The 19,467-nt window shown below is 65.7% G+C and carries 21 protein-coding genes; 2 read left to right on the top strand and 19 right to left on the bottom strand.

What is annotated here, in order from left to right; genetic code table 11:
• Nucleotides 1-122: 122 nt before the first annotated feature.
• The 10 genes from FK527_RS07790 to FK527_RS07745 are packed head-to-tail and all read right to left on the bottom strand — an operon-like array spanning nt 123 to nt 8,128.
• Complete coding sequence (locus FK527_RS07790) at nt 123-314, bottom strand: 2-hydroxymuconate tautomerase (RefSeq protein WP_114482248.1); 192 nt, start codon at nt 312-314, stop codon at nt 123-125.
• Between the two features lie 28 nt (nt 315-342).
• Nucleotides 343-1,134 (bottom strand): 2-oxo-3-hexenedioate decarboxylase, encoded by a 792-nt coding sequence (gene dmpH / locus FK527_RS07785; RefSeq protein ID WP_144732040.1) that lies wholly within the window; start codon nt 1,132-1,134, stop codon nt 343-345.
• A 9-nt stretch (nt 1,135-1,143) separates the two neighbouring features.
• The gene (gene dmpG / locus FK527_RS07780) at nt 1,144-2,187 is read right to left on the bottom strand and encodes a 4-hydroxy-2-oxovalerate aldolase (RefSeq protein WP_144732037.1); all 1,044 of its coding nucleotides are present in this window, start codon (nt 2,185-2,187) and stop codon (nt 1,144-1,146) included.
• An 11-nt stretch (nt 2,188-2,198) separates the two neighbouring features.
• Nucleotides 2,199-3,110: an acetaldehyde dehydrogenase (acetylating) gene (locus FK527_RS07775; RefSeq protein ID WP_144732034.1), complete on the bottom strand. Its 912-nt coding sequence runs from the start codon at nt 3,108-3,110 to the stop codon at nt 2,199-2,201.
• A 32-nt stretch (nt 3,111-3,142) separates the two neighbouring features.
• Nucleotides 3,143-3,925, bottom strand: a complete 783-nt coding sequence (gene dmpE / locus FK527_RS07770) for a 2-oxopent-4-enoate hydratase (RefSeq protein ID WP_144732031.1) — start codon at nt 3,923-3,925, stop codon at nt 3,143-3,145.
• 14 nt (nt 3,926-3,939) lie between these two features.
• Nucleotides 3,940-5,394, bottom strand: coding sequence for a 2-hydroxymuconic semialdehyde dehydrogenase (locus FK527_RS07765; RefSeq protein WP_144732028.1), 1,455 nt, complete (start codon nt 5,392-5,394; stop codon nt 3,940-3,942).
• A 32-nt stretch (nt 5,395-5,426) separates the two neighbouring features.
• Entirely contained in the window at nt 5,427-5,858 is a 432-nt protein-coding gene (locus FK527_RS07760) for a GlcG/HbpS family heme-binding protein (RefSeq protein WP_144732025.1), read from the bottom strand.
• A 14-nt stretch (nt 5,859-5,872) separates the two neighbouring features.
• On the bottom strand, nt 5,873-6,817 hold the full coding sequence (locus FK527_RS07755; protein ID WP_144732022.1) for a catechol 2,3-dioxygenase: 945 nt from the start codon (nt 6,815-6,817) through the stop codon (nt 5,873-5,875).
• A gap of 1 nt (nt 6,818) precedes the next feature.
• Nucleotides 6,819-7,259 (bottom strand): 2Fe-2S iron-sulfur cluster-binding protein, encoded by a 441-nt coding sequence (locus FK527_RS07750; protein ID WP_144732019.1) that lies wholly within the window; start codon nt 7,257-7,259, stop codon nt 6,819-6,821.
• A gap of 26 nt (nt 7,260-7,285) precedes the next feature.
• Nucleotides 7,286-8,128 (bottom strand): alpha/beta fold hydrolase, encoded by an 843-nt coding sequence (locus FK527_RS07745; protein ID WP_144732016.1) that lies wholly within the window; start codon nt 8,126-8,128, stop codon nt 7,286-7,288.
• Between the two features lie 299 nt (nt 8,129-8,427).
• On the opposite strand from FK527_RS07745, the gene FK527_RS17530 reads away from it, so the two are divergent.
• Together FK527_RS17530 and FK527_RS17525 are read left to right on the top strand one after the other, a co-directional pair.
• The gene (locus FK527_RS17530; protein WP_246072711.1) at nt 8,428-8,709 is read left to right on the top strand and encodes a GntR family transcriptional regulator; all 282 of its coding nucleotides are present in this window, start codon (nt 8,428-8,430) and stop codon (nt 8,707-8,709) included.
• A complete protein-coding gene (locus FK527_RS17525; RefSeq protein WP_246072710.1) occupies nt 8,682-9,134 on the top strand; it encodes a GntR family transcriptional regulator in 453 nt (150 codons plus the stop codon). Before FK527_RS17530 ends, FK527_RS17525 begins: the two co-directional genes overlap by 28 nt.
• A gap of 89 nt (nt 9,135-9,223) precedes the next feature.
• On the opposite strand, the gene FK527_RS07735 is transcribed toward FK527_RS17525, so the two are convergent.
• The 9 genes from FK527_RS07735 to FK527_RS07695 all read right to left on the bottom strand — a co-directional run bounded on the left by FK527_RS07735 (nt 9,224) and on the right by FK527_RS07695 (nt 19,461).
• Entirely contained in the window at nt 9,224-10,417 is a 1,194-nt protein-coding gene (locus FK527_RS07735) for an acetyl-CoA C-acyltransferase (protein WP_144732013.1), read from the bottom strand.
• Between the two features lie 70 nt (nt 10,418-10,487).
• Complete coding sequence (gene aceK / locus FK527_RS07730) at nt 10,488-12,299, bottom strand: bifunctional isocitrate dehydrogenase kinase/phosphatase (RefSeq protein WP_144732010.1); 1,812 nt, start codon at nt 12,297-12,299, stop codon at nt 10,488-10,490.
• A gap of 107 nt (nt 12,300-12,406) precedes the next feature.
• Nucleotides 12,407-13,069: a carbonate dehydratase gene (gene can / locus FK527_RS07725; protein WP_144732007.1), complete on the bottom strand. Its 663-nt coding sequence runs from the start codon at nt 13,067-13,069 to the stop codon at nt 12,407-12,409.
• 37 nt (nt 13,070-13,106) lie between these two features.
• On the bottom strand, nt 13,107-14,294 hold the full coding sequence (locus FK527_RS07720) for an isovaleryl-CoA dehydrogenase (RefSeq protein ID WP_144732004.1): 1,188 nt from the start codon (nt 14,292-14,294) through the stop codon (nt 13,107-13,109).
• A gap of 39 nt (nt 14,295-14,333) precedes the next feature.
• Nucleotides 14,334-14,795 (bottom strand): PaaI family thioesterase, encoded by a 462-nt coding sequence (locus FK527_RS07715; RefSeq protein ID WP_144732001.1) that lies wholly within the window; start codon nt 14,793-14,795, stop codon nt 14,334-14,336.
• Nucleotides 14,796-14,932: 137 nt separating this feature from the next.
• Entirely contained in the window at nt 14,933-17,041 is a 2,109-nt protein-coding gene (locus FK527_RS07710; RefSeq protein WP_144731998.1) for an acetyl-CoA carboxylase biotin carboxylase subunit, read from the bottom strand.
• A gap of 30 nt (nt 17,042-17,071) precedes the next feature.
• Complete coding sequence (vapC, locus tag FK527_RS07705; protein WP_144731995.1) at nt 17,072-17,473, bottom strand: type II toxin-antitoxin system VapC family toxin; 402 nt, start codon at nt 17,471-17,473, stop codon at nt 17,072-17,074.
• Nucleotides 17,470-17,811, bottom strand: coding sequence for a type II toxin-antitoxin system VapB family antitoxin (locus FK527_RS07700; protein ID WP_144731992.1), 342 nt, complete (start codon nt 17,809-17,811; stop codon nt 17,470-17,472). Before FK527_RS07700 ends, vapC begins: the two co-directional genes overlap by 4 nt.
• Before the next feature lie 42 nt (nt 17,812-17,853).
• Complete coding sequence (locus FK527_RS07695; RefSeq protein WP_144731988.1) at nt 17,854-19,461, bottom strand: carboxyl transferase domain-containing protein; 1,608 nt, start codon at nt 19,459-19,461, stop codon at nt 17,854-17,856.
• Between the last annotated feature and the right edge of the window lie 6 nt (nt 19,462-19,467).

Below are 19,467 nucleotides of genomic sequence, written 5' to 3'. Positions count from 1 at the left end.
GCGGGTCGAGTTAGCTTTCGCGGTCTGTAGCCATCAAAGGTTTTCGCGACCTCAGCCCTGGCGCAACTGCACTCCTATTGTGTCTTTCATGATCGGGGGTGTGTGAACTCCACTCATGAAAGTTAGCGCCCCAGGTCCTTGGCGCTGACACCCGCGATGCCCCAGTTTTCCTTGGGCATGTCGTGGATCCATACACGCACGTTTTCCTTGGGCGCACCCAGCGCTTCTTGCAGGGCCTGGGTCACCTTTTGGATCACGGCGCGTTTTTGCTCTTCGGTGCGGCCTTCGAGCAGGTAAATCTGTGCAAATGGCATGGAAAGCTCCTTGGTAAAACTGCGCGAATCAAACGAAGCGCAGCCCCACGCTGCCCAGGTTCTGCACCTTGAGCGTGACGGCGTCGCCGGCCTGCACAGCCACGGCTTCGGTGATGCCGCCCGAGAGCACCAGGCTGCCCGCCGGCAACTCCTGACCGCGTGCAGCCAGGTGGTTGACCAGCATGGCCACCGCAGCAGCCGGGTTGCCGACCACCGCGGCGCCGGCGCCAAAGGCCACGGGCACGCCGTTTTTCTCGAGCACCACGCCTAGCGTGCGCAAATCGAGGTCTTGCGCATTCGCGATGCGGCTGCCGACCACGAAGCGCGCAGCCGAGGTGTTGTCGGCGATCACGCTCTTGGCGTCGAACTTGAAGTCGCGGTAGCGGCTGTCGATGACTTCGATGCCGGCAAGCACGAAGTCACACGCCGCGAGCACGGCCCCCACGTGGCAGCCCGGCCCTTTGAGCGCGGTCTTGGTGACGAAGCAGATCTCGGGCTCGACCTTGGGATGGATGAGCTCACTGACCTCGATGGCCGCGCCCTCGGGCACGGCGAAGTCATCGACGAGAAAGCCGAACACCGGCTCGCTCACGCCCATTTGCTTCATCTTGGCAAACGAGGTCAGCCCGGCCTTGTAGCCCACCACGCGCGCGCCGCGCGCCGTCTTGCGTGCGAGCACCGCGTCCTGCACGTCGTAGGCGTCGTCCCAGTCCATGCCGGGGTGCTGATCGGTGATCTTGGGCGTGTCCTGCGCCTTGAGCTGGCAGTTCTCGAGGTGTTCCGCCAGCTGCGCGATGGTGGCTTGGTCCAATGTGCTCATCGCCGCTCCTCAGGCTGCCTTGGCGGGGATCAGGCCGCGTTCCTTGGCCATGGTCAGGGCCGTGTCTTCGATCATGTCCTCCTGGCCGCCGACCATGCCGCGGCGGCCCAGCTCCACGAGGATGTCGCGCGCGGGGATGCCGTACTTGGCCGCCGCGCGCTTGGCAAACAGCAGGAAGGAGCCGTACACCCCCGCGTAACCCAGCGTCAGCGCGTCGCGGTCGATGCGGATCGGGAAGTCCATGATGGGCACCACCAGGTCTTCGGCCACGTCGGTGATTTTGGCCACGTCCACGCCGGTTTGGATGCCCATGAGGTCGCACACGGCCACCAGCACTTCCATGGGCGTGTTGCCCGCGCCGGCGCCCAGGCCCGCGGCCGCCGCGTCGATGCGCCGCGCACCCACCTCGATCGCCGCGATCGAGTTGGCAACGCCCATCGCAAGGTTGTGGTGGCCGTGAAAGCCCAGCTCGGTTTCGGGCTTGAGCGCATCACGCACCGCGCTCAGGCGCGCCTTCACGCCGTCGGGCAGCAGGTGGCCGGCGGAGTCGGTGATGTAGATGCAGTTGGCGCCGTAGCCTTCCATCAGCTTGGCCTGCTTGACCAGGCCCTCGGGGCTGTTCATGTGGGCCATCATGAGGAAGCCCACCGTGTCCATGTCCATCTTGCGCGCCATCGTGATGTGCTGCTCGGACACGTCGGCCTCGGTGCAGTGCGTGGCCACGCGGATGGTGTGCACGCCCAGCTCGCGCGCCATCTTGAGGTGATCGACGGTGCCTATGCCGGGCAGCAGCAGCGCCGAGACCTTGGCCTGCTTCATCAGCGGAATGACGGCGGACAGGTATTCCTCGTCGGTGTGCGCGGGAAAGCCGTAGTTGACGGAGCTGCCACCCAGGCCGTCGCCGTGCGTGACTTCGATCAGCGGCACGCCGGCCGCGTCGAGGCCGCAGGCGATGCTCTTCATCTGTTCGAGCGTCATCTGGTGGCGCTTGGGGTGCATGCCGTCACGCAGGGTCATGTCGTGGACGGTGATTTTGGTTCCAGCAAGATTCATGGTGTTTCCCTTCAGGCGGCAACGGGTTCGAGGGTCAAAGCGCCGCGGAGGATTTCTTCAGCGAACATTTCGGCGGTGCGCGCGGCGGCGGCGGTCATGATGTCGAGGTTGCCCGCGTACTTGGGCAGGTAGTCGCCCAGGCCTTCGACCTCGAGGAAGATCGAGACGCGCTTGCCGTCGAACACCGGGCCGTTGACCAACTTGTAGCCGGGCACGTACTGCTGCACTTCTTTGATCATGGCGTGGATGGACTCGGTGATCCTGGCCTGGTCAGGCTCGGTCTCGGTCAGGCAATGCACGGTGTCGCGCATGATCAGCGGCGGCTCGGCCGGGTTGATGATGATGATGGCCTTGCCCTTCTTGGCGCCGCCGACCTGCTCGATCGCCTTGGCCGTGGTGCGCGTGAATTCGTCGATGTTCTTGCGCGTACCCGGCCCGGCCGAACGGCTCGAGACGGTGGCGACGATCTCGCCATAAGCCACGGGCTGCACACGCGCCACGGCCGCCACCATGGGGATGGTGGCCTGGCCGCCGCAGGTGACCATGTTGACGTTCATCTCACGCCGGCCCACGTGCTCGCGCAGGTTCACGGGCGGCACGCAAAAGGGGCCGATGGCTGCGGGCGTGAGGTCGATCATCAAGGCGCCCTCGGCATTGACCTTGCGGCTGTTCTCAGCGTGCACGTAGGCGCTGGTGGCGTCGAAAACGATCTGCACGCCGTCGGCTTTGAGGTGCGGCACCAGGCCATCGACACCCTCGGCGGTGGTCTTGATGCCCATCTCGCGGGCTCTTTTCAGGCCGTCGGACTCGGGGTCAATGCCCACCATCCACACGGGCTCGAGTACCGGGCTGCGTTTGAGTTTGGCCAGCAAATCGGTGCCGATGTTGCCAGGCCCGATCAAGGCGCATTTGATTTTCTGCATGAAAACTCCGTCAATGAAAAATGAGATGGTGCTCAGCCAAAACGCACCGAGCAGCTGCCCAGCCCGCCAATATGCACCGCAAAATGGTCGCCCGCCTGCGCGGGGCACATGGCGGCAAGCGCGCCCGAAAGCACGACTTCGCCGGCCTTGAGGCCGATTCCGAGGCGCCCCAGCGTGTTCGCAAGCCAGGCCACGGCGTTCACGGGCGAGCCCAGCGCCGCAGCACCCGCACCGGTGCCGATGACTTCGCCGTTTTTCTCGAGCACCATGCCGCAGGTGATGAGGTCGATCTTGCGCGGATCGACGGCGGCGCTGCCGAGCACGAATACCCCGCACGAAGCGTTGTCGGCCACGGTGTCCTGGATTTTGATCTTCCAGTCACGGATGCGCGAATCGACGATCTCGAAGCAGGGCATCACGAAGTCGGTCGCGGCCAACACGTCGGCATTGCTCACGCCCGGGCCCATGAGGTCTTTCTTGAGCACAAAGGCGATTTCGCCCTCGGCCTTGGGTTGGATCAGCGAAGACATCGGTATGGTCTCGCCGTCGCTCACGATCATGCCGTCGAGCATGTAGCCGAAGTCGGGCTGGTACACGCCCAGCATGTTCATGACGGCCTGGCTCGTGACGCCGATCTTTTTGCCAACGACGCGCTCGCCCTTTTCCAGGCGCCGGGCAATCATGCGCTGCTGGATGCGGTAGGCGTCTTCTACCGTGATGTCGGGGTGCCGGTTGGTCAGGGGCTCGACCGTGCGGCATTGGCGCAGCGCTTCATAAAGCTCGTCGCCCAGGGTTGTTATCAGTTGCTTGTCCATGCTGTAGATCTCGTTCAAAGTTTGATGCAGACGTTTTTCAGCTCGGTATAGAACTCGAGCGAGTGCACCCCGCCCTCGCGCCCTATGCCAGACTGCTTGGCCCCGCCAAAGGGCGTGCGCAGGTCGCGCAGGAACCAGCTGTTGACCCAGGCAAGGCCCACCTCCATGCGCTGCGCCACGCGGTGCGCGCGTGCGAGGTCGCGCGTCCAGATGGCCGTGGCCAGTCCGTAGTCGTTGTCGTTGGCCTTGGCGAGCACCTCTTCTTCGCTGTCAAAGGGTGCGATGTGGCAGCAGGGGCCGAACACTTCCTCCTTGAGCACGCGCGCCGTCTCGGGCAGGCCCGTCCAGATCGTCGGCTGCACCCAGCTGCCTCCCGCGAGCTCGCCCGGCATGTCGGGCACGCCGCCGCCCGTGACCAGCGTCGCGCCTTCCTCGAGCGCGAGGCGGTAGTACGACAGCACCTTGGCCTGGTGCTCTTTGCTGATCAGCGGCCCCATGTTGGTCGTAGCGTCTTCGGGGCGCCCGAGCTTCAGGCCCTCGGCGCCTTTTTTGAGCGCGGCGACGAAGCGCTCGAAAAGGGGCCGCTCGACATAGACACGCTCGGTGCCCAGGCACACCTGGCCGCAGTTCGCAAACACCGAGCGCATGGTGCCCTCGATGGCCGCGTCGAAATCGCAGTCGGCGAACACGATGGCGGCGTTCTTGCCGCCCATCTCCAGGCTGACGGGGCGCGCGCCCTTGGCCGCGGCCTTCATGATGACCTCGCCGGTGCGCGTTTCGCCCGTGAAGGTGATGGCGTTGACCTGCGGGTGGCTGGTGACATATTCGCCGGCGGAGTCGGGCCCGAAGCCGTGCACCACGTTATAGACGCCAGGCGGAATGCCGGCCTCGTTCATGACCTCGCCGAGCAGCGCGGCGGTCTGCGGGGTTTCTTCGGAGGGCTTGACGACCACCGCATTGCCGCACGCGAGCGCGGGGCCGACCTTCCAGGTCATGAGCAGCAGCGGCAGGTTCCAGGGGCAGATCACGCCGACCACGCCCACGGGGCTGCGGTAGCCGTAGTTGATCGCGCCGCGCCCGTCGGGCGTGGCGGTTTCGAAAAATTCAGTGGGGACGTTTTTCACGACGTCCGCAAAAATCTTGAAATTGGCCGCGCCGCGCGGAATGTCGATGTGGCTCGCCAGGCTGCGCGGTTTGCCGGTGTCTTCGCACTCGGCGGCCAGAAACTCCTCGAACCGGCGGTTGATGCCGTCGGCCACGGCGTACAGGCGCTCGACCCGCTCGGCCACGCTCATGCGGCCCCAGGGGCCGCGCAAGGCCGCACGCGCCGCGGCCACGGCGGCATCGACCTCGGCTTTGCCGGCCTCATGTACCTGCGCGATGACCTGGCCCGTGAGGGGCGAGCGCTTTTCGAAGGTTTTGCCTGTGGCGACGTAGGCACCGTCGATGAAATTCGAGATTTGCTTCATATCAAGGAGGGGATCTGAAAAAACAGAGAGATCTACAGCCCTATGGCAGACAGACCGGCGCGCGCGCACTCTTCGTCCTGCGCGGCCGAGCCGCCCGAGACGCCGATGCCGCCGATCAGCACACCGGCTTCGCGGATGGGCAAGCCACCGCCGAACACCACCAGGCGCGGGCGGTGCGGCAGGCCTATGCGCAGGGCTTCTTCGTCGCCGATCAGCTCGAGCCACTGCGCCGTCGGCACGCCGAAGCTCGCCGCGGTGTAGGCCTTGTCGATGGCGATATCGATCGAGTGCAGCGGCGCGCCGGGCATGCGCAAAAAGGCCATCAACAATCCCGCGGGGTCGGTGACGGCGACGTTGATGCGTATGCCCAGCGCCTGCGCATGCGCCACCGCCGCCTGCACGGCGGCAGCGGCGGCCTCGCAGGCGATGGCGCGCGTGCCCACGCTCAAGGTGGATTCAGCCATGGCGCGGCCCTGCATCAGGTATAGACGTCGGTAAAGGCTTCATACGGTTCGCCGGTGTGGTAGATGATGCCGCGCCACATCTCGTCGCCCGTCCAGGTGGTGACGGGGCGGTCGGGCTGCGAGAGGTAGCCCAGGCCCGAGAAGGTTTCGTTGCGGTTGCCGCTCGGGTCGAAGAAATAGATCGTGGTGCCGCGCGTCACGCCATGGCGTGTGGGCGGCAGGTCCACCTTGACCTTGTTCTTGGCCATCACGTCGGCAGCCTTGAGCACGTCGGCCCAGTCTTCGAGGTAGAAGGCGATGTGGTGCAGCCCCATGCGCGGGCCACCGACGAAGGCGATGTCGTGCGGAGTGTTCGAGCGCGAGAGCCAGGTCGCGGCCTGGATGCTGTTGTCGGGCCCGACCATGATCTGCTCGACCAGCTTGAAGTCCAGGCATTCGGTGGCGAACTTGGTGGTTTCGGCGACCTTGTTCACGCCAGCCTCGGGGTTGAGCTCGCACATCAGCAGCGCGTGGTCGAGCCAGTGCACGCCCGCGCCCGTGATGTTGTCGGGCCAGGGGTCGGGGTTGACCGTGCCGACCTCGGTGCCCACGTACTCCTTCATGGCGTACAGGCGCATGTCGTGCCCACTGGGCAGGTGGAACTGCAGCATGCGCCCGGTGGAAGGCAAGGTACCTTCGGGCAGGACTTGGGTTTTGATGCCGTAGGCCTCGATGCGCTTTTGCAGGGCGTCGAGGTCTGCATCGTTTTCGACTTTGTACGCAATGTGGTTCATGCCCGCCTGGTCGGAAGGCGTGAGGATCAGCGAGTATTTGTCCCACTCGTCCCAGCACTTGAGATAGACATTGCCTTGCTTGTCTTCCATGGTTTTCTTGAGGCCCAGCACTTTTTCATAGTGCTTGACGGCCGCGGCCATGTCCATCACCCGCAGGCTGACGCGGCCGATTCGCATGATGCCCATTTCATGTCTCCTTGACATTTACAGTTGCACAATCTGACGCGCCGAGCTTTGCCACGCCAGCACTCCACGAAAACCCCGGGGCCTTGCCCAGGGCCTTTTTCAACCTGCCCAGCACCTCGACCTCGACGTTCGCGAGCGGTGCCACGCGGCAGGCAAGACAAATACCTTGGGCTTCTTCTTCGACGCTGACATGCGCCCGGCTCATGGGGCCGACGCGGCGCACGCTGCCCATGCTCACCTTGATCTTGCAGATACCGCAGCCCCCACCCAGGCAGCCCACGGGAATGCCTTTGCGGCCCGTGCGCGCCATGCCCTGCAGCAGGGTTTCGGTCTCGGCGCAGGGGTAGCCGATCTCGTGCACGGTTTCGTACGCGGGTTGTTCGATACGCACCCAGTGCTGACCCGCAGCGTCGCGGGCGGAAGGGGCAGGCTTTGCGCTCATGGCTGCAGTCCTTGCATGCGCCGGGCTCAGGCGGCATCGGCCTCGGCGAGGAAGTTGCCCACCAGCTGCGCAAAGCGGCTGGCGTGCTCGATCTGCGTCCAGTGCCCGCAGCGGCCGAACACGTGCAATTGCGAGCGCGAAATCCATTGCGACAGGCGGATGGAGTTGCTCACCGGGATCACCTGGTCTTCACGCCCGTGGATCAGCAGCGCCTCGTGCGGCAGCGCGCGGATGTCCTCCTCTTTGCTGGCCAGGGCTTCGACCCAGCGCTGGCGTGGCGCAGGGAACATGGACGCATATGACTCCTGAAAGCCGGGCTGGATGCTCGCTTGATAGCGCAGCTGCGCGAGCTCGTCGCTGACCAGGTTGCGGTCGTAGGCGAACCAGTCCATCACTTTGCGCATGTTTTCGAACGATGGGGTGTAGCCCCAGATCGCATCGAGCGCGGGCGTGATTTCGAAGGACACGCCCGCCGCGCCCATGAGCACGAGCCGGCGCACGCGCTGCGGATGGCGTATGGCCAAGGCCAGCGACAGGGCACCGCCGAAGGAGTTGCCCACGAGGTCCACCTGCGGCAGGCCCAGCGCGTCCATCAGCCCCACGGCCTGCTTCACCCAGTTGTCCATCGAATACACGGCGCCCTCGGGGCGATCGGTGAAGCCAAAGCCGGCCATGTCGGGCGCGATCACGCGGCGCTCTTTGGCCAGCACGGGCATCACGAGGCGCCAGTTGGCCCAGGCGCTGACGCCGGGGCCGGAGCCGTGGATCAGCATCACCGGGAATCCCTGGCCCAGGTCGTGGTAGTTGGTGCGCAGCCCGGCTGCAACGATGCTCTTGCCGATTTCGGGGGAGGGGGAGGTGGTCGTCATGGGAAATGTTGCGTCGAGGTGATGAACAAGGGTGCAAACAAGGAGCAAACCAGAGGTCGTCGCACGTCGAACGGTGAAGCGCTACGCGACAGCGGGAGTGCGGCCAGAGATTCAATGTCAATGTCGATATTTTTACTCAGCGCACGATAGATCAAAGATAGTAGAAACCCTTATTTTTCTCGAGATTTTGTCGCATAAAATGCCCTTCGCTGCTGCCGGGTTACTATGTGCGCTCCCGTGGGTGCGCAATGGCCCGCACATATCCCGTCTGCACATGTCCCGTCCACACCAACACCACCATGAACCTCGCTGACGTCGATGCCATCGAAGAACTGGCGCTGGAAGACCAGCCGCGCACGCTGATCGAGGCCACCTACCGCCAGTTGCGGCGCGACATCATCGAAGGGCGGCTTGCTGCGGGTGAGAAGTTGCGCGTCGAGCATCTGAAGTCCTGCTACGACGTGAGCTCCGGCACCCTGCGCGAGGCGCTCGCGCTGCTCATTGCGACTCGTTGGTGGTGGCACAAGGGCAGCGCGGCTTTCGCGTCGCGCCCATGTCGCTGGCCGACCTGGAAGACCTGACGCGCATGCGCATCCTGCTCGAATGCGAGGCCCTGCGCGAGAGCATGGCGCAGGGCACGGACGACTGGGAAGCCGACATCGTCAGCGCCTTTCACAAACTGACGCTCGCCGAGCAGCGCCTGCGCACCGACCCGCGCGGCGCCTTCGACGACTGGGAAGCCTGCAACCGCCAGTTCCACGAGGCGCTGGTCGGGGCGTGCAAGTCGGCACGCCTGCTCAGGACGCGCCGCCAGCTGTACCAGCAGTCCGAGCGCTACCGCCGCATGTCTGCAGTCAAAGGCCCGCCACCGGCCGACGTGCATGAGGAGCACCGGGCGATTTTCGAGGCCGTGCTCGCGCGCAAGGCGGAAGATGCAGTGGCTTTGCTGACGGCGCACACGCACCGCGCCCCTTCCGTGATCAAAAAGGCAGGGCTGCTGAAATAGCGGCCCCTGAAGCGCTCACGGTTTTGAGGCAAAAAAGGCTTCCTGCGCTTATGTATAAAGCGCAGGATGCTCTTTTTTAGTGAGCAAATTCAGACCAGCTCGAGCGCTACGGCCGTGGCTTCGCCGCCGCCTATGCACAGCGTGGCGAGGCCGCGCTTCTTGCCGCGCGCCTGCAGCGCATAAAGCAGCGTGACCATGATGCGCGCGCCGCTCGCGCCGATCGGGTGGCCGAGCGCGCAGGCGCCGCCGTTGACGTTGAGGATGTCGTGCGCCACGCCGAGCTCGTTCATGAGCGCCATGGGCACGACGGCAAACGCCTCGTTGACCTCCCACAAGTCCACGTCCTGCACGCTCCAGCCGGCCTTGGCGAGTGCCTTGCGCGAGGCATCGACGGGCGCGGTGGTGAACCACTCGGGCGCCTGCGCGTGCGTGGCGTGGCTCACGATGCGTGCGAGCGGCTTGCAGCCGAGCTTTTGCGCCGTCGATTGGCGCATCAGCACGAGCGCGGCAGCGCCGTCGTTGATGCTGGAGCTCGAGGCCGCGGTGATGGTGCCGTCTTTTTTGAACGCGGGCTTGAGCGTGGGGATTTTTTCGAGCTTGATCTTGCCCGGACCCTCGTCGGTGCTGACCACGCGCTCGCCGCTGCGGTCTTTCACGCTGACGGGCACGATCTCGGCGGCAAAGGCGCCCGATGCGGTCGCGGCCTTGGCGCGCTGCACGCTCTCGGTGGCGTAGGCGTCTTGCGCGGCGCGCGTGAACTGGTATTTGGCGGCGCAGTCTTCACCGAAGGTGCCCATGGCGCGGCCGGGCTCGTAGGCGTCTTCGAGGCCGTCGAGCATCATGTGGTCGAAGATGCGGTCGTGGCCGATGCGGTAGCCGCTGCGCGCTTTTTGTAGCAGATAGGGCGCGCCGGTCATGCTCTCCATGCCGCCGGCGACCATGACCTCGTGCGTGCCCGCGAGCAGCATGTCGTGCGCGAACATCGCGGCCTTCATGCCCGAGCCGCACATTTTGGACAGCGTGACCGCGCCCGCCTCCCTGGGCAGGCCGCCCTTGAACGCGGCCTGGCGCGCGGGCGCCTGGCCCTGGCCGGCCATGAGGCAGTTGCCGAACAGCACTTCGCCGACGGCGCTGGGCGCAACGCCCGCGCGCTCGACGGCGGCGCGTATCGCGGCGCCGCCCAGGTCGTGCGCGGCGAGGCTGGCAAAGTCGCCCTGCAGCGCGCCCATGGGCGTGCGCGCGGCGCCGACGATGACGACGGGGTCTTGAAGGGATGCAGTCATGGAAAGCTCCTGTGGATGAAAAAGTGTTTACACCGCGCGGCGCTGTAGGCGCGTGCTGCGGATTGGCAGCTCAGGCCGGGTGCTGGTGGCAAAAGCGCCGCTCGGGGTCGTAGGGGAAAACATCATAGACATGGCCGGCCTGGATGCGCTCCTTGTGCGACTGCCAGAACGCCACGTCGAGCAAATCGGCATGGTGGCGCAGAAAGACCTCGCGCACGGCGTCGTTGCCGAGCAGGAAAGGCCCGAAGGTTTCGGGGAACACGTCGTGCGGACCGACGCTGTACCAGACTTCGCCACTCATTTCCTCCTCTTCGTTGCGCGGTGTGGGCACGCGGCGGAAGTTGCAGTCGGTGAGGTATTCGATCTCGTCGTAATCGTAGAACACGACTTTGCCGTTGCGTGTGACACCAAAATTCTTCCACAGCATGTCGCCGGGGAAAATGTTGGCGGCCACTAGGTCTTTGATCGCGTTGCCGTAGTCGATCACGGCGTGCTCCATCTGCTGGCGCACGCGCGCGTCGTGCAAACCCTTGTCGAAGGCTTCCTGCAGGTAGATGTTGAGCGGGATCATGCGCCGCTCGATATACAGGTGCTTGATGATGACCTCCTGGCGGCCGTCGCCGTCGCGGTCGCTGATCTCGAGTTGGCTCGGCGCGAAGCGCTCGATCTCGGCGATGAGCTCGTCGGTAAAGCGTTCGCGCGGGAACGCGACCTCGCTGTATTCGAGCGTGTCGGCCATGCGGCCCACGCGGTCGTGCTGCTTGACGAGCTGGTACTTGGCCTTGATCTGCTCGCGCGTGGTGTCTTTCTGTGGCGGGTAGTAGTCCTTGATGACTTTGAACACGTAGGGAAAGCTCGGCAGGTCGAACACCAGCATGACCATGCCCTTGATGCCCGGCGCGATGCGGAACTTGTCGCTCGAATGCTTGAGGTGGTAGAGAAAGTCGCGGTAAAACAGCGTCTTGCCCTGCTTGGCCAGGCCCAGCGCGTTGTAAATCTCGGCGCGCGGCTTGCGCGGCATGAGGCTGCGCAGAAACTGCACGTAGGCGCTGGGCACTTCCATATCGACCATGAAGTAGGCACGCGCAAAGCTGAACAGCATTTGCAAGTCCTCCTCGCCGAACAGCACCGTGTCGAGCACGAGCCGCCCCGCGGCATCGCGCTCGTCGTGCAGCAGCGGCAGCGCGAACGGGATTTCGAGGTAGCCGTTGATGATCTTGCCGACCACGTAGGCGCCCTTGTTGCGGTAAAACAGGCCCGAGAGCACCTGCAGCTGGAAGTTGGCGCGCAGCGTGACATTGGCCAGGCGCTGCTGCATGGCGGCGAGCACGTAGCCCGTGTCGCGGCGCAGATCGGCGAAAGGGCGTTGCAGGCCGAAGTCCTCGATGATGCGCAGCAGGGTGTCGTGCAGCTGGCCCGGCGCGGGGTAGTAGGCGCGGTAGGTCGGCAGCGCCTCGGGCTCGTCGTTTTCGATGTATTCGGTGCTGACGGCCGGGCGCACGAAGATGAAGTCGTTGTGAAAATGCGTGCGGTGCAGGATTTTGCAGGTGACCGAATTGAAAAAGGTCTCGGCGAGCTCGGGCTGGTGGTGGTTCACGAGCAGGCCGATGTAGTGCAGCTTGACTTGGTGCCACACGTCCATGGGCTGGCGGCTCGCGTGGAACTCTTTTTCGAGCCGGTGCACGCATTCGCGCACACGCAGGTCGTAAAACTCGATGCGCTCGCGCTGCGCGCGCTGCTGCGCGTGCCAGTCGGCCGTCTCGAAGCGGTGCTTGGCGCGCGCCGATTCGGCGCGAAAGAGGCGGTAGTGGCGGTTGAAGCCGTCCATCATGGCCTTGGCGATGCCATAGGCCTGGGGTGCGTCGAGGCGCTGGGGGAACATGGCGTGCGTGATGGATAGTAGCGGCCTGCAAGCATAGCGGCTTGCACCGCAAGGCTTGCCTGCGCAACCTGTGCCGGGACGGCTGCTGCTTCAGCGCGCGTTCATGCTCATTCGCGGCGCTTGGCAGCCACGCGCGCAACGGCGGCGCGGTAGGCCACGTCCAGCCCTTGCGGGCCATCGACGGTCATGTGCAGGTTGTGGATCAGGCCGTCCTTGAGGCCGTAGCACCAGCCGTGCAGCGTGACCTTCTGCCCACGCGCCCAGGCGTCGAGCAGTACCGTGGTCTGCGCGAGGTGCAGCACCTGCGTGATCGCGTTGAGCTCGCACAGCGCGTCGTAGCGCCACGCGGCGGGCAGCATTTCGAGCACATCGCGGTGGCGGTCGCGCACGTCCTGCACGTGGCGCAGCCAGTTGTCGGCCAGGCCCACGCGCGTGCCGTCGAGCGCCGCGCGCACGCCGCCGCAGCCGTAGTGCCCCACGACCATGAGGTGCTCCACGCGCAACTGATCGACCGCATATTGCACGGTCGAAAGGCAATTGAGGTCGGTATGCACCACCACGTTGGCGACGTTGCGGTGCACGAACACCTCACCCGGCTCCAGCCCCGCGATCTGGTTCGCGGGCACGCGGCTGTCGGAGCAGCCTATCCACATGAACCTGGGCTGCTGCTGCGCGAGCAGGCGCGTGAAAAAACCCGGCCGCTCGTGCTCCATGCGCGCGGCCCAGGTGCGGTTGTTGGCGAAAAGCTCTTCGATCGAAGCAGTGGTCATGAGAGGTTCCGTCGTGGTGGTGGCAAAGCCCGCAAACTTAGCAGGTTTCGGCAAACAGCTCGCGCCCGATCAGCATGCGGCGGATTTCGCTCGTGCCCGCGCCGATCTCGTAGAGCTTGGCGTCGCGCCACAGGCGCCCGAGCGGGTAGTCGTTGATGTAGCCGTTGCCGCCGAAGATCTGCACGCCCTCGCCGGCCATCCAGGTGGCTTTTTCGGCGCACCAGAGGATCACGCTCGCGCAGTCCTTGCGCACCTGGCGCACGTGGTCTGTGCCCAGCAGGTCGAGGTTCTTGGCCACGGTGTAGGCAAACGAGCGCGCGGCCTGCAGCACGGTGTACATGTCGGCCACCTTGCCCTGGATGAGCTGGAATTCGCCGATGCTCTGGCCGAACTGCTTGCGCTCGTGGATGTAGGGGATCACGTTGTCCATCACCGCCTGCATGATCCCCAGCGGCCCGCCCGTGAGCACGGCGCGCTCGTAGTCCAGGCCACTCATGAGCACCTTGGCGCCGTTGTTCACGCCGCCGAGCACGTTGGCCGCGGGCACTTCGACGTTTTCGAACACGAGCTCGCCCGTGGAGCTGCCGCGCATGCCGAGCTTGTCGAGCTTTTGCGCGATGGAAAAGCCTTTCATGCCCTTTTCGATCAGAAACGCCGTGACGCCGCGCGGCCCGAGCTCGGGCGCGGTCTTGGCATAGACCACCAGCGTGTCGGCGTCGGGGCCGTTGGTGATCCACATCTTGCTGCCATTGAGCAGGTAGTAGCCGCCCTTGTCCTCGGCGCGCAGCTTCATGCCCATGACGTCCGAGCCCGCGCCGGGCTCGCTCATGGCGAGCGCGCCCACGTGCTCGCCCGAGACCAGCTTGGGCAGGTATTTCTGCTTTTGCTCCGCGCTGCCGTTGCGGTGGATCTGGTTCACGCACAGGTTGCTGTGCGCGCCGTAGCTCAGGCCCACCGAGGCGCTCGCGCGCGAGATTTCTTCCACCGCCACCATGTGCGCGAGGTAGCCCATCTGCGTGCCGCCGTATTCCTCGGCCACGGTGATGCCGAGCACGCCCAGCGCGCCCAGCTTGGGCCACAAGTCCATGGGGAACTGGTCGCTGCGGTCGATTTGCGCGGCGCGCGGCGCGATCTCGGCCTGCGCAAAGCTGCGCACGGCGTGGCGCAGCGCGTCGATGTCTGCGCCGAGTTGGAAGTCGAGGCCGGGGAGATGGGTGCTGCTCATGGCAAAAGTCCTTGCAAAAGTCAAAGGCAAAAAGGGAAGTCAGTCGCGCACGCCTTCGCGCCCGATCAGCGCCATCAGCGTGCAGCTCATGGTGGCGAAGAGCTTCTCGTGCCCGTTCGCGCTGGCATACGCGCGGCCTTCGCAGACGGTGATGGTGCGGCCGGGCTTGAGCACGCGCCCCTGCATGCGAAAGCGCTCGCCGCGCGCGGGTGCGAGCAGGTTGATCTTGAATTCGACGGTGAGCACGGCGGCTTCTTCGGGCATCAAGGTGTAGCCCGCGTAGCCGCAGGCCGAATCGAGCGCCGCCGACACCATGCCGGCATGGATGAAGCCGTGCTGCTGCGTGAGCCCCTCGGCCCAGTCGAACTCCATGTCCACCGCGCCCGGCGCGATGTGCGTGAGGCGCGCGCCCAGCGTGCGCATCGCGCCCTGGCGCGCGAAGTTGCTGCGCACGCGCTCGGCGAAATGGGGGATCTGCGGTTGGAACTCGGGGGTGCTCATGGGTGTCTCCTCAGGATGAATGGAGTGCTCTTGTTTTGATACCGAAATCTACTGGATCGAATAGCCTGATAGCGCTGAGCTATCAAGCGCCAGCAGCTCCTATTTCAATGGCACATTTTGCAAACTTTCAGGCGCACTCAGGCGCCGAGCTTGAGCAGCTCGTCGCCCTCGGCCACCTGGTCGCCGGGCGCGTAAAGCAGCTCCTGCACCACGCCGTCCGTGGGCGCGGCGATGGTGTGCTCCATCTTCATGGCCTCCAGCACTGCGAGCGGCTGGCCCTTGCGCACGCGCTCGCCGGGCTGCACCGCAAACGACACCACCTTGCCCGGCATGGGTGCGCTCAGGCGCCCGCCTTCGCTCGCGTCCTCGCCGGCGTGGGCGAGCACATCGAGCGCGGTGATCTGCGTCGCGCCGCGTGCGCTGAAGATGTGCGCGACTTCGCCGCGCACGTACAGGTTCACGCGCAGGCGCTCGCCCGCAAACTGCAGCTCCAGCGTGTCAGGCGCGCCGTCGAAGGGCGCGAATTCGAGCATGCCGGCTGCGCTTTCAGGCCACTCGGCGGCGCCGTTGCCGGCTGTGCCCGCCGCCGCTGCGTCCGCAGCGTCGCCCGCGGGCGCACTCTGCACGCGCAGGTGCAGCGCACCGTCATGCAGGTAGCGCAGCTGCGCGCGCGCGGCCTGGCCGTTGAAGTCGAACGCAAAGCGGCGCTCGTACAGGCCGTGCGTGCACCAGCCGTCGCGGCGGCTGAAGGGGTCGGCGTCCTCCTGCGCGCGCTCGCTGTGCAAAGTGTTTGCCACGGCCGCGGCCACAGCCAGCGCCAGGCCCAGCGGCTCCTGCCCGAACAGCGCGGCGCGCTCGCGCTCGATCAGCGCGGTGTCGAGCTGCGCCTTGGCAAACGCCGCGCTGCGCGCCACGCGGCGCAAAAACTGCACGTTGGTCGTCAGGCCCACGATGTGCGTCTGCGCGAGCGCCGCATCGAGCCGCGCCAGCGCCTCTTCGCGCGTTGCGCCGTGCACGATGAGCTTGGCGACCATGGAGTCGTAAAACGGGCTGATCGCGTCGCCCTCGCGCACGCCCGCGTCCACGCGCACGCCGGCTGCGGGGCCGCGCGCGGGCGCCGGCTCGAACTGCGTGCACGCGGGCAGGCGCAGCACCTGCAGCGTGCCCGTGGCGGGCAGAAAGTCGTTGTCGGGGTTCTCGGCGCAGATGCGCGCCTCGATCGCGTGGCCGTGGATGCGCAGGTCTTCCTGGCGGCAGGGCAGCGGCTCGCCCGCGGCCACGCGCAGCTGCCACTCGACCAGGTCCTGCCCCGTGATGGCCTCGGTCACCGGGTGCTCGACCTGCAGGCGCGTGTTCATTTCCATGAAGTAAAACTGCATCTGCTCGGGGTGCGCGTAGCCACCCGGCTGCTCGACGATGAACTCTACCGTGCCCGCGCCCACGTACTGCACGGCGCGCGCCGCGGCCACGGCGGCCAGGCCCATGCGCGCGCGCAGCTCGGGCGTCATGCCCGGCGCGGGCGCTTCTTCGAGCACCTTCTGGTGGCGGCGCTGCACCGAGCAGTCGCGCTCGAACAGATAGACGTAGTTGCCCAGCGTGTCGCCGAACACCTGGATTTCGATGTGGCGCGGGCGCTGCACGTATTTTTCGATCAGCACCGCGTCGTCGCCAAAGCTGCTGAGCGCCTCGCGCTGGCACGAGGCGAGCGCCGCGGCAAAGTCCTCGGCCTTTTGCACCACGCGCATGCCCTTGCCGCCGCCGCCCGCGCTGGCCTTGATGAGCACGGGGTAGCCGATGCGCTCGGCCTCGGCGCGCAGCAGCGCCGGGTCCTGGTCGGCGCCGTGGTAGCCGGGCACGAGCGGCACGCCGGCCTTTTCCATGAGCTGCTTGGAGCCGGCCTTGAGCCCCATGGCCTTGATCGCCGCGGGCGAAGGGCCGATAAACACCAGCCCCGCATCGGCGCAGGCCTGCGCGAAGGCCTCGTTCTCGCTCAAAAAGCCGTAGCCCGGGTGGATGGCCTGCGCGCCCGTGGCTTTGGCCGCCTCGATGATGCGCTCCCAGCGCAGGTAGCTGTCCTTGGGCGCGCTGGCGCCGATGTGCACCGCTTCATCGCACAAGGCCACATGCCGCGCCCGCGCGTCGGCGTCGGAATACACGGCGACGGTTTTCACGCCCATGCGGCGCGCCGTGGCGGCAACGCGGCAGGCGATCTCCCCGCGGTTCGCGATCAGGATTTTTTCAAACATGGTGTCGGTTCCAAAATGGTTCTCAAAGATTCAGTGCCGCCACACGCGCAGCCCGCGCAAGGTTTCGAGCACGTCGAAGTCGCCGTCGCGGTGCAGCAGCAGGTGGCCATGCGTGATGCAGTAGCTTGCGAGCAGCACGTCGATGGGGCTGCGGATGGTGTGGCCTACGGCGCGCAATTCGCGGTAGTGCTCAGCTGCGGCCAGGGCGTTGGCAAGGCCACCGATTTCGACCACGTCCAAGGCCAGCAGCAGGCGCCGCGCGCGGGCGTAGTCCTGCGCGTGCCGAAAGCCGCGCAAGACCTCGAACACCACCAAGTCGGCCACGCCAATGTCGGCCTGCGCCGCATCCAGCCAGCGGCTGAGCCGCTCGGTTTGCGCGTTGCTCGTGCCGTGCAGAAAATCGATCCAGACGCTGGAATCGACCAATATCACGTGCCACCGCCTTGCTGCTCGTCTTTCGTCCCGCCTGCTTTGCCGCCGGCAGGGTTTGGGTTCCAGGGGCCGGGCGGCTCTTGCACGCTGTGGCTTTTTTGTGCGCCCTCGGAAGTTGCCAACGCCGCCGCAGCCTCAAGTTCTTTACGGTATTGCGCCCAGCCTTCGTCGGAATCGTCCCAGTGCAGGGTGCCGCGCGCCGCAAGCAGGTCGGCATACACCTTGCGCCGCGCGAGCAGGCGCAGCCCCTCTTCCACGGCCTCGCGCTTGGTCTTGAAACCGCCCGCCTCCATGGCACGCGCCATGAGCTCGTCGTCGATGTCGATGTTGGTACGCATGGCCATTACTCCTATGTGTATGAAATGATTAAATCATACACATCACATGCGGAACACGCCGAACTTCGTGTCACCGATCGGCGCGTTGCGCGTCGCGGCAAGGCCCAGGGCGAGCACGCGGCGCGTGTCGGCGGGGTCGATGATGCCGTCGTCCCACAGGCGCGCGGTGGCGTAGTAGGGGTGGCCCTGTACCTCGTACTGCTGGCGGATCGGGGCCTTGAAGGTTTCTTCATCATCCTTGCTCCAGCTGCCGCCCTTGGCTTCGATGCCGTCGCGCTTGACGGTGGCGAGCACGCTCGCGGCCTGCTCGCCGCCCATCACGCTGATGCGCGCGTTCGGCCACATCCACAAAAAACGCGGGCTGTACGCGCGGCCACACATGCCGTAGTTGCCCGCGCCGAACGAGCCGCCGATGATGATGGTGAACTTCGGAACCGCCGCCGTGGCCACGGCCGTGACGAGCTTGGCGCCGTGGCGCGCGATGCCTTCGTTTTCGTACTTGCGCCCGACCATGAAGCCCGTGATGTTCTGCAAGAACACCAGCGGTATCTTGCGCTGGCAGCACAGCTCGATGAAGTGCGCGCCCTTCACGGCGGATTCGGAAAACAAAATGCCGTTGTTCGCGATGATGCCCACGGCCATGCCCTCGATGTGCGCAAAGCCGCACACCAGCGTGCTGCCGTAACGCGCCTTGAACTCGTCGAACACGCTGCCATCGACGATGCGCGCGATGATCTCGCGCACGTCAAAGGGCTTGCGCGTGTCGGTGGGGATCACGCCGTAGAGCTCTTGTGCATCGAATTTAGGAGCTTGTGGCGCAATGTCGGCGGGCCATGGGGCCTTTTTTTGATTCAGATTGCGCACCGCGTTGCGCGCCAGCTGCAGCGCATGCAAGTCGTTTTGCGCGAGGTGGTCGGCCACGCCCGACAGGCGCGTGTGCACGTCGCCGCCTCCTAAGTCTTCGGCGCTCACCACCTCGCCCGTGGCTGCCTTCACGAGCGGCGGGCCGCCAAGGAAGATGGTGCCCTGGTTCTTCACGATGATGGATTCGTCGCTCATCGCAGGCATATAGGCGCCGCCCGCGGTGCACGAGCCCATGACCACGGCGATCTGCGCGATACCCTGCGCGCTCATGTTTGCCTGGTTGTAGAAGATGCGGCCAAAGTGGTCGCGGTCGGGGAAGACCTCGTCCTGGTTGGGCAGGTTGGCGCCGCCCGAATCGACCAGGTAGATGCAGGGCAGGCGGTTTTGCTGCGCGATCTCTTGCGCGCGCAGGTGCTTTTTCACCGTGAGCGGGTAGTAGGTGCCGCCTTTGACGGTGGCGTCGTTGCACACGATCATGCAGTCGATGCCGCTCACGCGCCCAATGCCCGCGATCAGGCCGGCGCCGGGCGCCTCGTTGTTGTAAACATTGAGCGCCGCGAGCGGCGAGAGCTCCAGAAACGGCGTGCCCGGATCGAGCAGCATCTGCACGCGCTCGCGCGGCAGCAGCTTGCCGCGCGCCACGTGCTTGGCACGCGCGGCCGCGCCGCCGCCCTCGGCGACCTTGGCGACTTGCGCCTGCAAGTCCTGCACCAGCTGGCGCATGGCCGCGGCGTTGGCCTGGAATTCTGCCGAGCGCGGGTTGAGTTGGGTGGCTAGGATGCTCATGGCTGC

The sequence above is a fragment of the Extensimonas perlucida genome (assembly GCF_007655255.1).
GTDB classification, from domain to species: Bacteria; Pseudomonadota; Gammaproteobacteria; order Burkholderiales; family Burkholderiaceae_C; genus Extensimonas; species Extensimonas perlucida.
This window is presented reverse-complemented; position numbering and strand designations above follow the sequence as displayed.

Coding starts and splice junctions, on each gene's coding strand:
- FK527_RS07790 (WP_114482248.1), bottom strand. CDS start 314: ATGCCATTTGCACAGATTTACCTGCTCGAAGGCCGCACCGAAGAGCAA.
- dmpH (WP_144732040.1), bottom strand. CDS start 1,134: ATGAGCACATTGGACCAAGCCACCATCGCGCAGCTGGCGGAACACCTC.
- dmpG (WP_144732037.1), bottom strand. CDS start 2,187: ATGAATCTTGCTGGAACCAAAATCACCGTCCACGACATGACCCTGCGT.
- FK527_RS07775 (WP_144732034.1), bottom strand. CDS start 3,110: ATGCAGAAAATCAAATGCGCCTTGATCGGGCCTGGCAACATCGGCACC.
- dmpE (WP_144732031.1), bottom strand. CDS start 3,925: ATGGACAAGCAACTGATAACAACCCTGGGCGACGAGCTTTATGAAGCG.
- FK527_RS07765 (WP_144732028.1), bottom strand. CDS start 5,394: ATGAAGCAAATCTCGAATTTCATCGACGGTGCCTACGTCGCCACAGGC.
- FK527_RS07760 (WP_144732025.1), bottom strand. CDS start 5,858: ATGGCTGAATCCACCTTGAGCGTGGGCACGCGCGCCATCGCCTGCGAG.
- FK527_RS07755 (WP_144732022.1), bottom strand. CDS start 6,817: ATGGGCATCATGCGAATCGGCCGCGTCAGCCTGCGGGTGATGGACATG.
- FK527_RS07750 (WP_144732019.1), bottom strand. CDS start 7,259: ATGAGCGCAAAGCCTGCCCCTTCCGCCCGCGACGCTGCGGGTCAGCAC.
- FK527_RS07745 (WP_144732016.1), bottom strand. CDS start 8,128: ATGACGACCACCTCCCCCTCCCCCGAAATCGGCAAGAGCATCGTTGCA.
- FK527_RS17530 (WP_246072711.1), top strand. CDS start 8,428: ATGAACCTCGCTGACGTCGATGCCATCGAAGAACTGGCGCTGGAAGAC.
- FK527_RS17525 (WP_246072710.1), top strand. CDS start 8,682: ATGTCGCTGGCCGACCTGGAAGACCTGACGCGCATGCGCATCCTGCTC.
- FK527_RS07735 (WP_144732013.1), bottom strand. CDS start 10,417: ATGACTGCATCCCTTCAAGACCCCGTCGTCATCGTCGGCGCCGCGCGC.
- aceK (WP_144732010.1), bottom strand. CDS start 12,299: ATGTTCCCCCAGCGCCTCGACGCACCCCAGGCCTATGGCATCGCCAAG.
- can (WP_144732007.1), bottom strand. CDS start 13,069: ATGACCACTGCTTCGATCGAAGAGCTTTTCGCCAACAACCGCACCTGG.
- FK527_RS07720 (WP_144732004.1), bottom strand. CDS start 14,294: ATGAGCAGCACCCATCTCCCCGGCCTCGACTTCCAACTCGGCGCAGAC.
- FK527_RS07715 (WP_144732001.1), bottom strand. CDS start 14,795: ATGAGCACCCCCGAGTTCCAACCGCAGATCCCCCATTTCGCCGAGCGC.
- FK527_RS07710 (WP_144731998.1), bottom strand. CDS start 17,041: ATGTTTGAAAAAATCCTGATCGCGAACCGCGGGGAGATCGCCTGCCGC.
- FK527_RS07700 (WP_144731992.1), bottom strand. CDS start 17,811: ATGCGTACCAACATCGACATCGACGACGAGCTCATGGCGCGTGCCATG.
- FK527_RS07695 (WP_144731988.1), bottom strand. CDS start 19,461: ATGAGCATCCTAGCCACCCAACTCAACCCGCGCTCGGCAGAATTCCAG.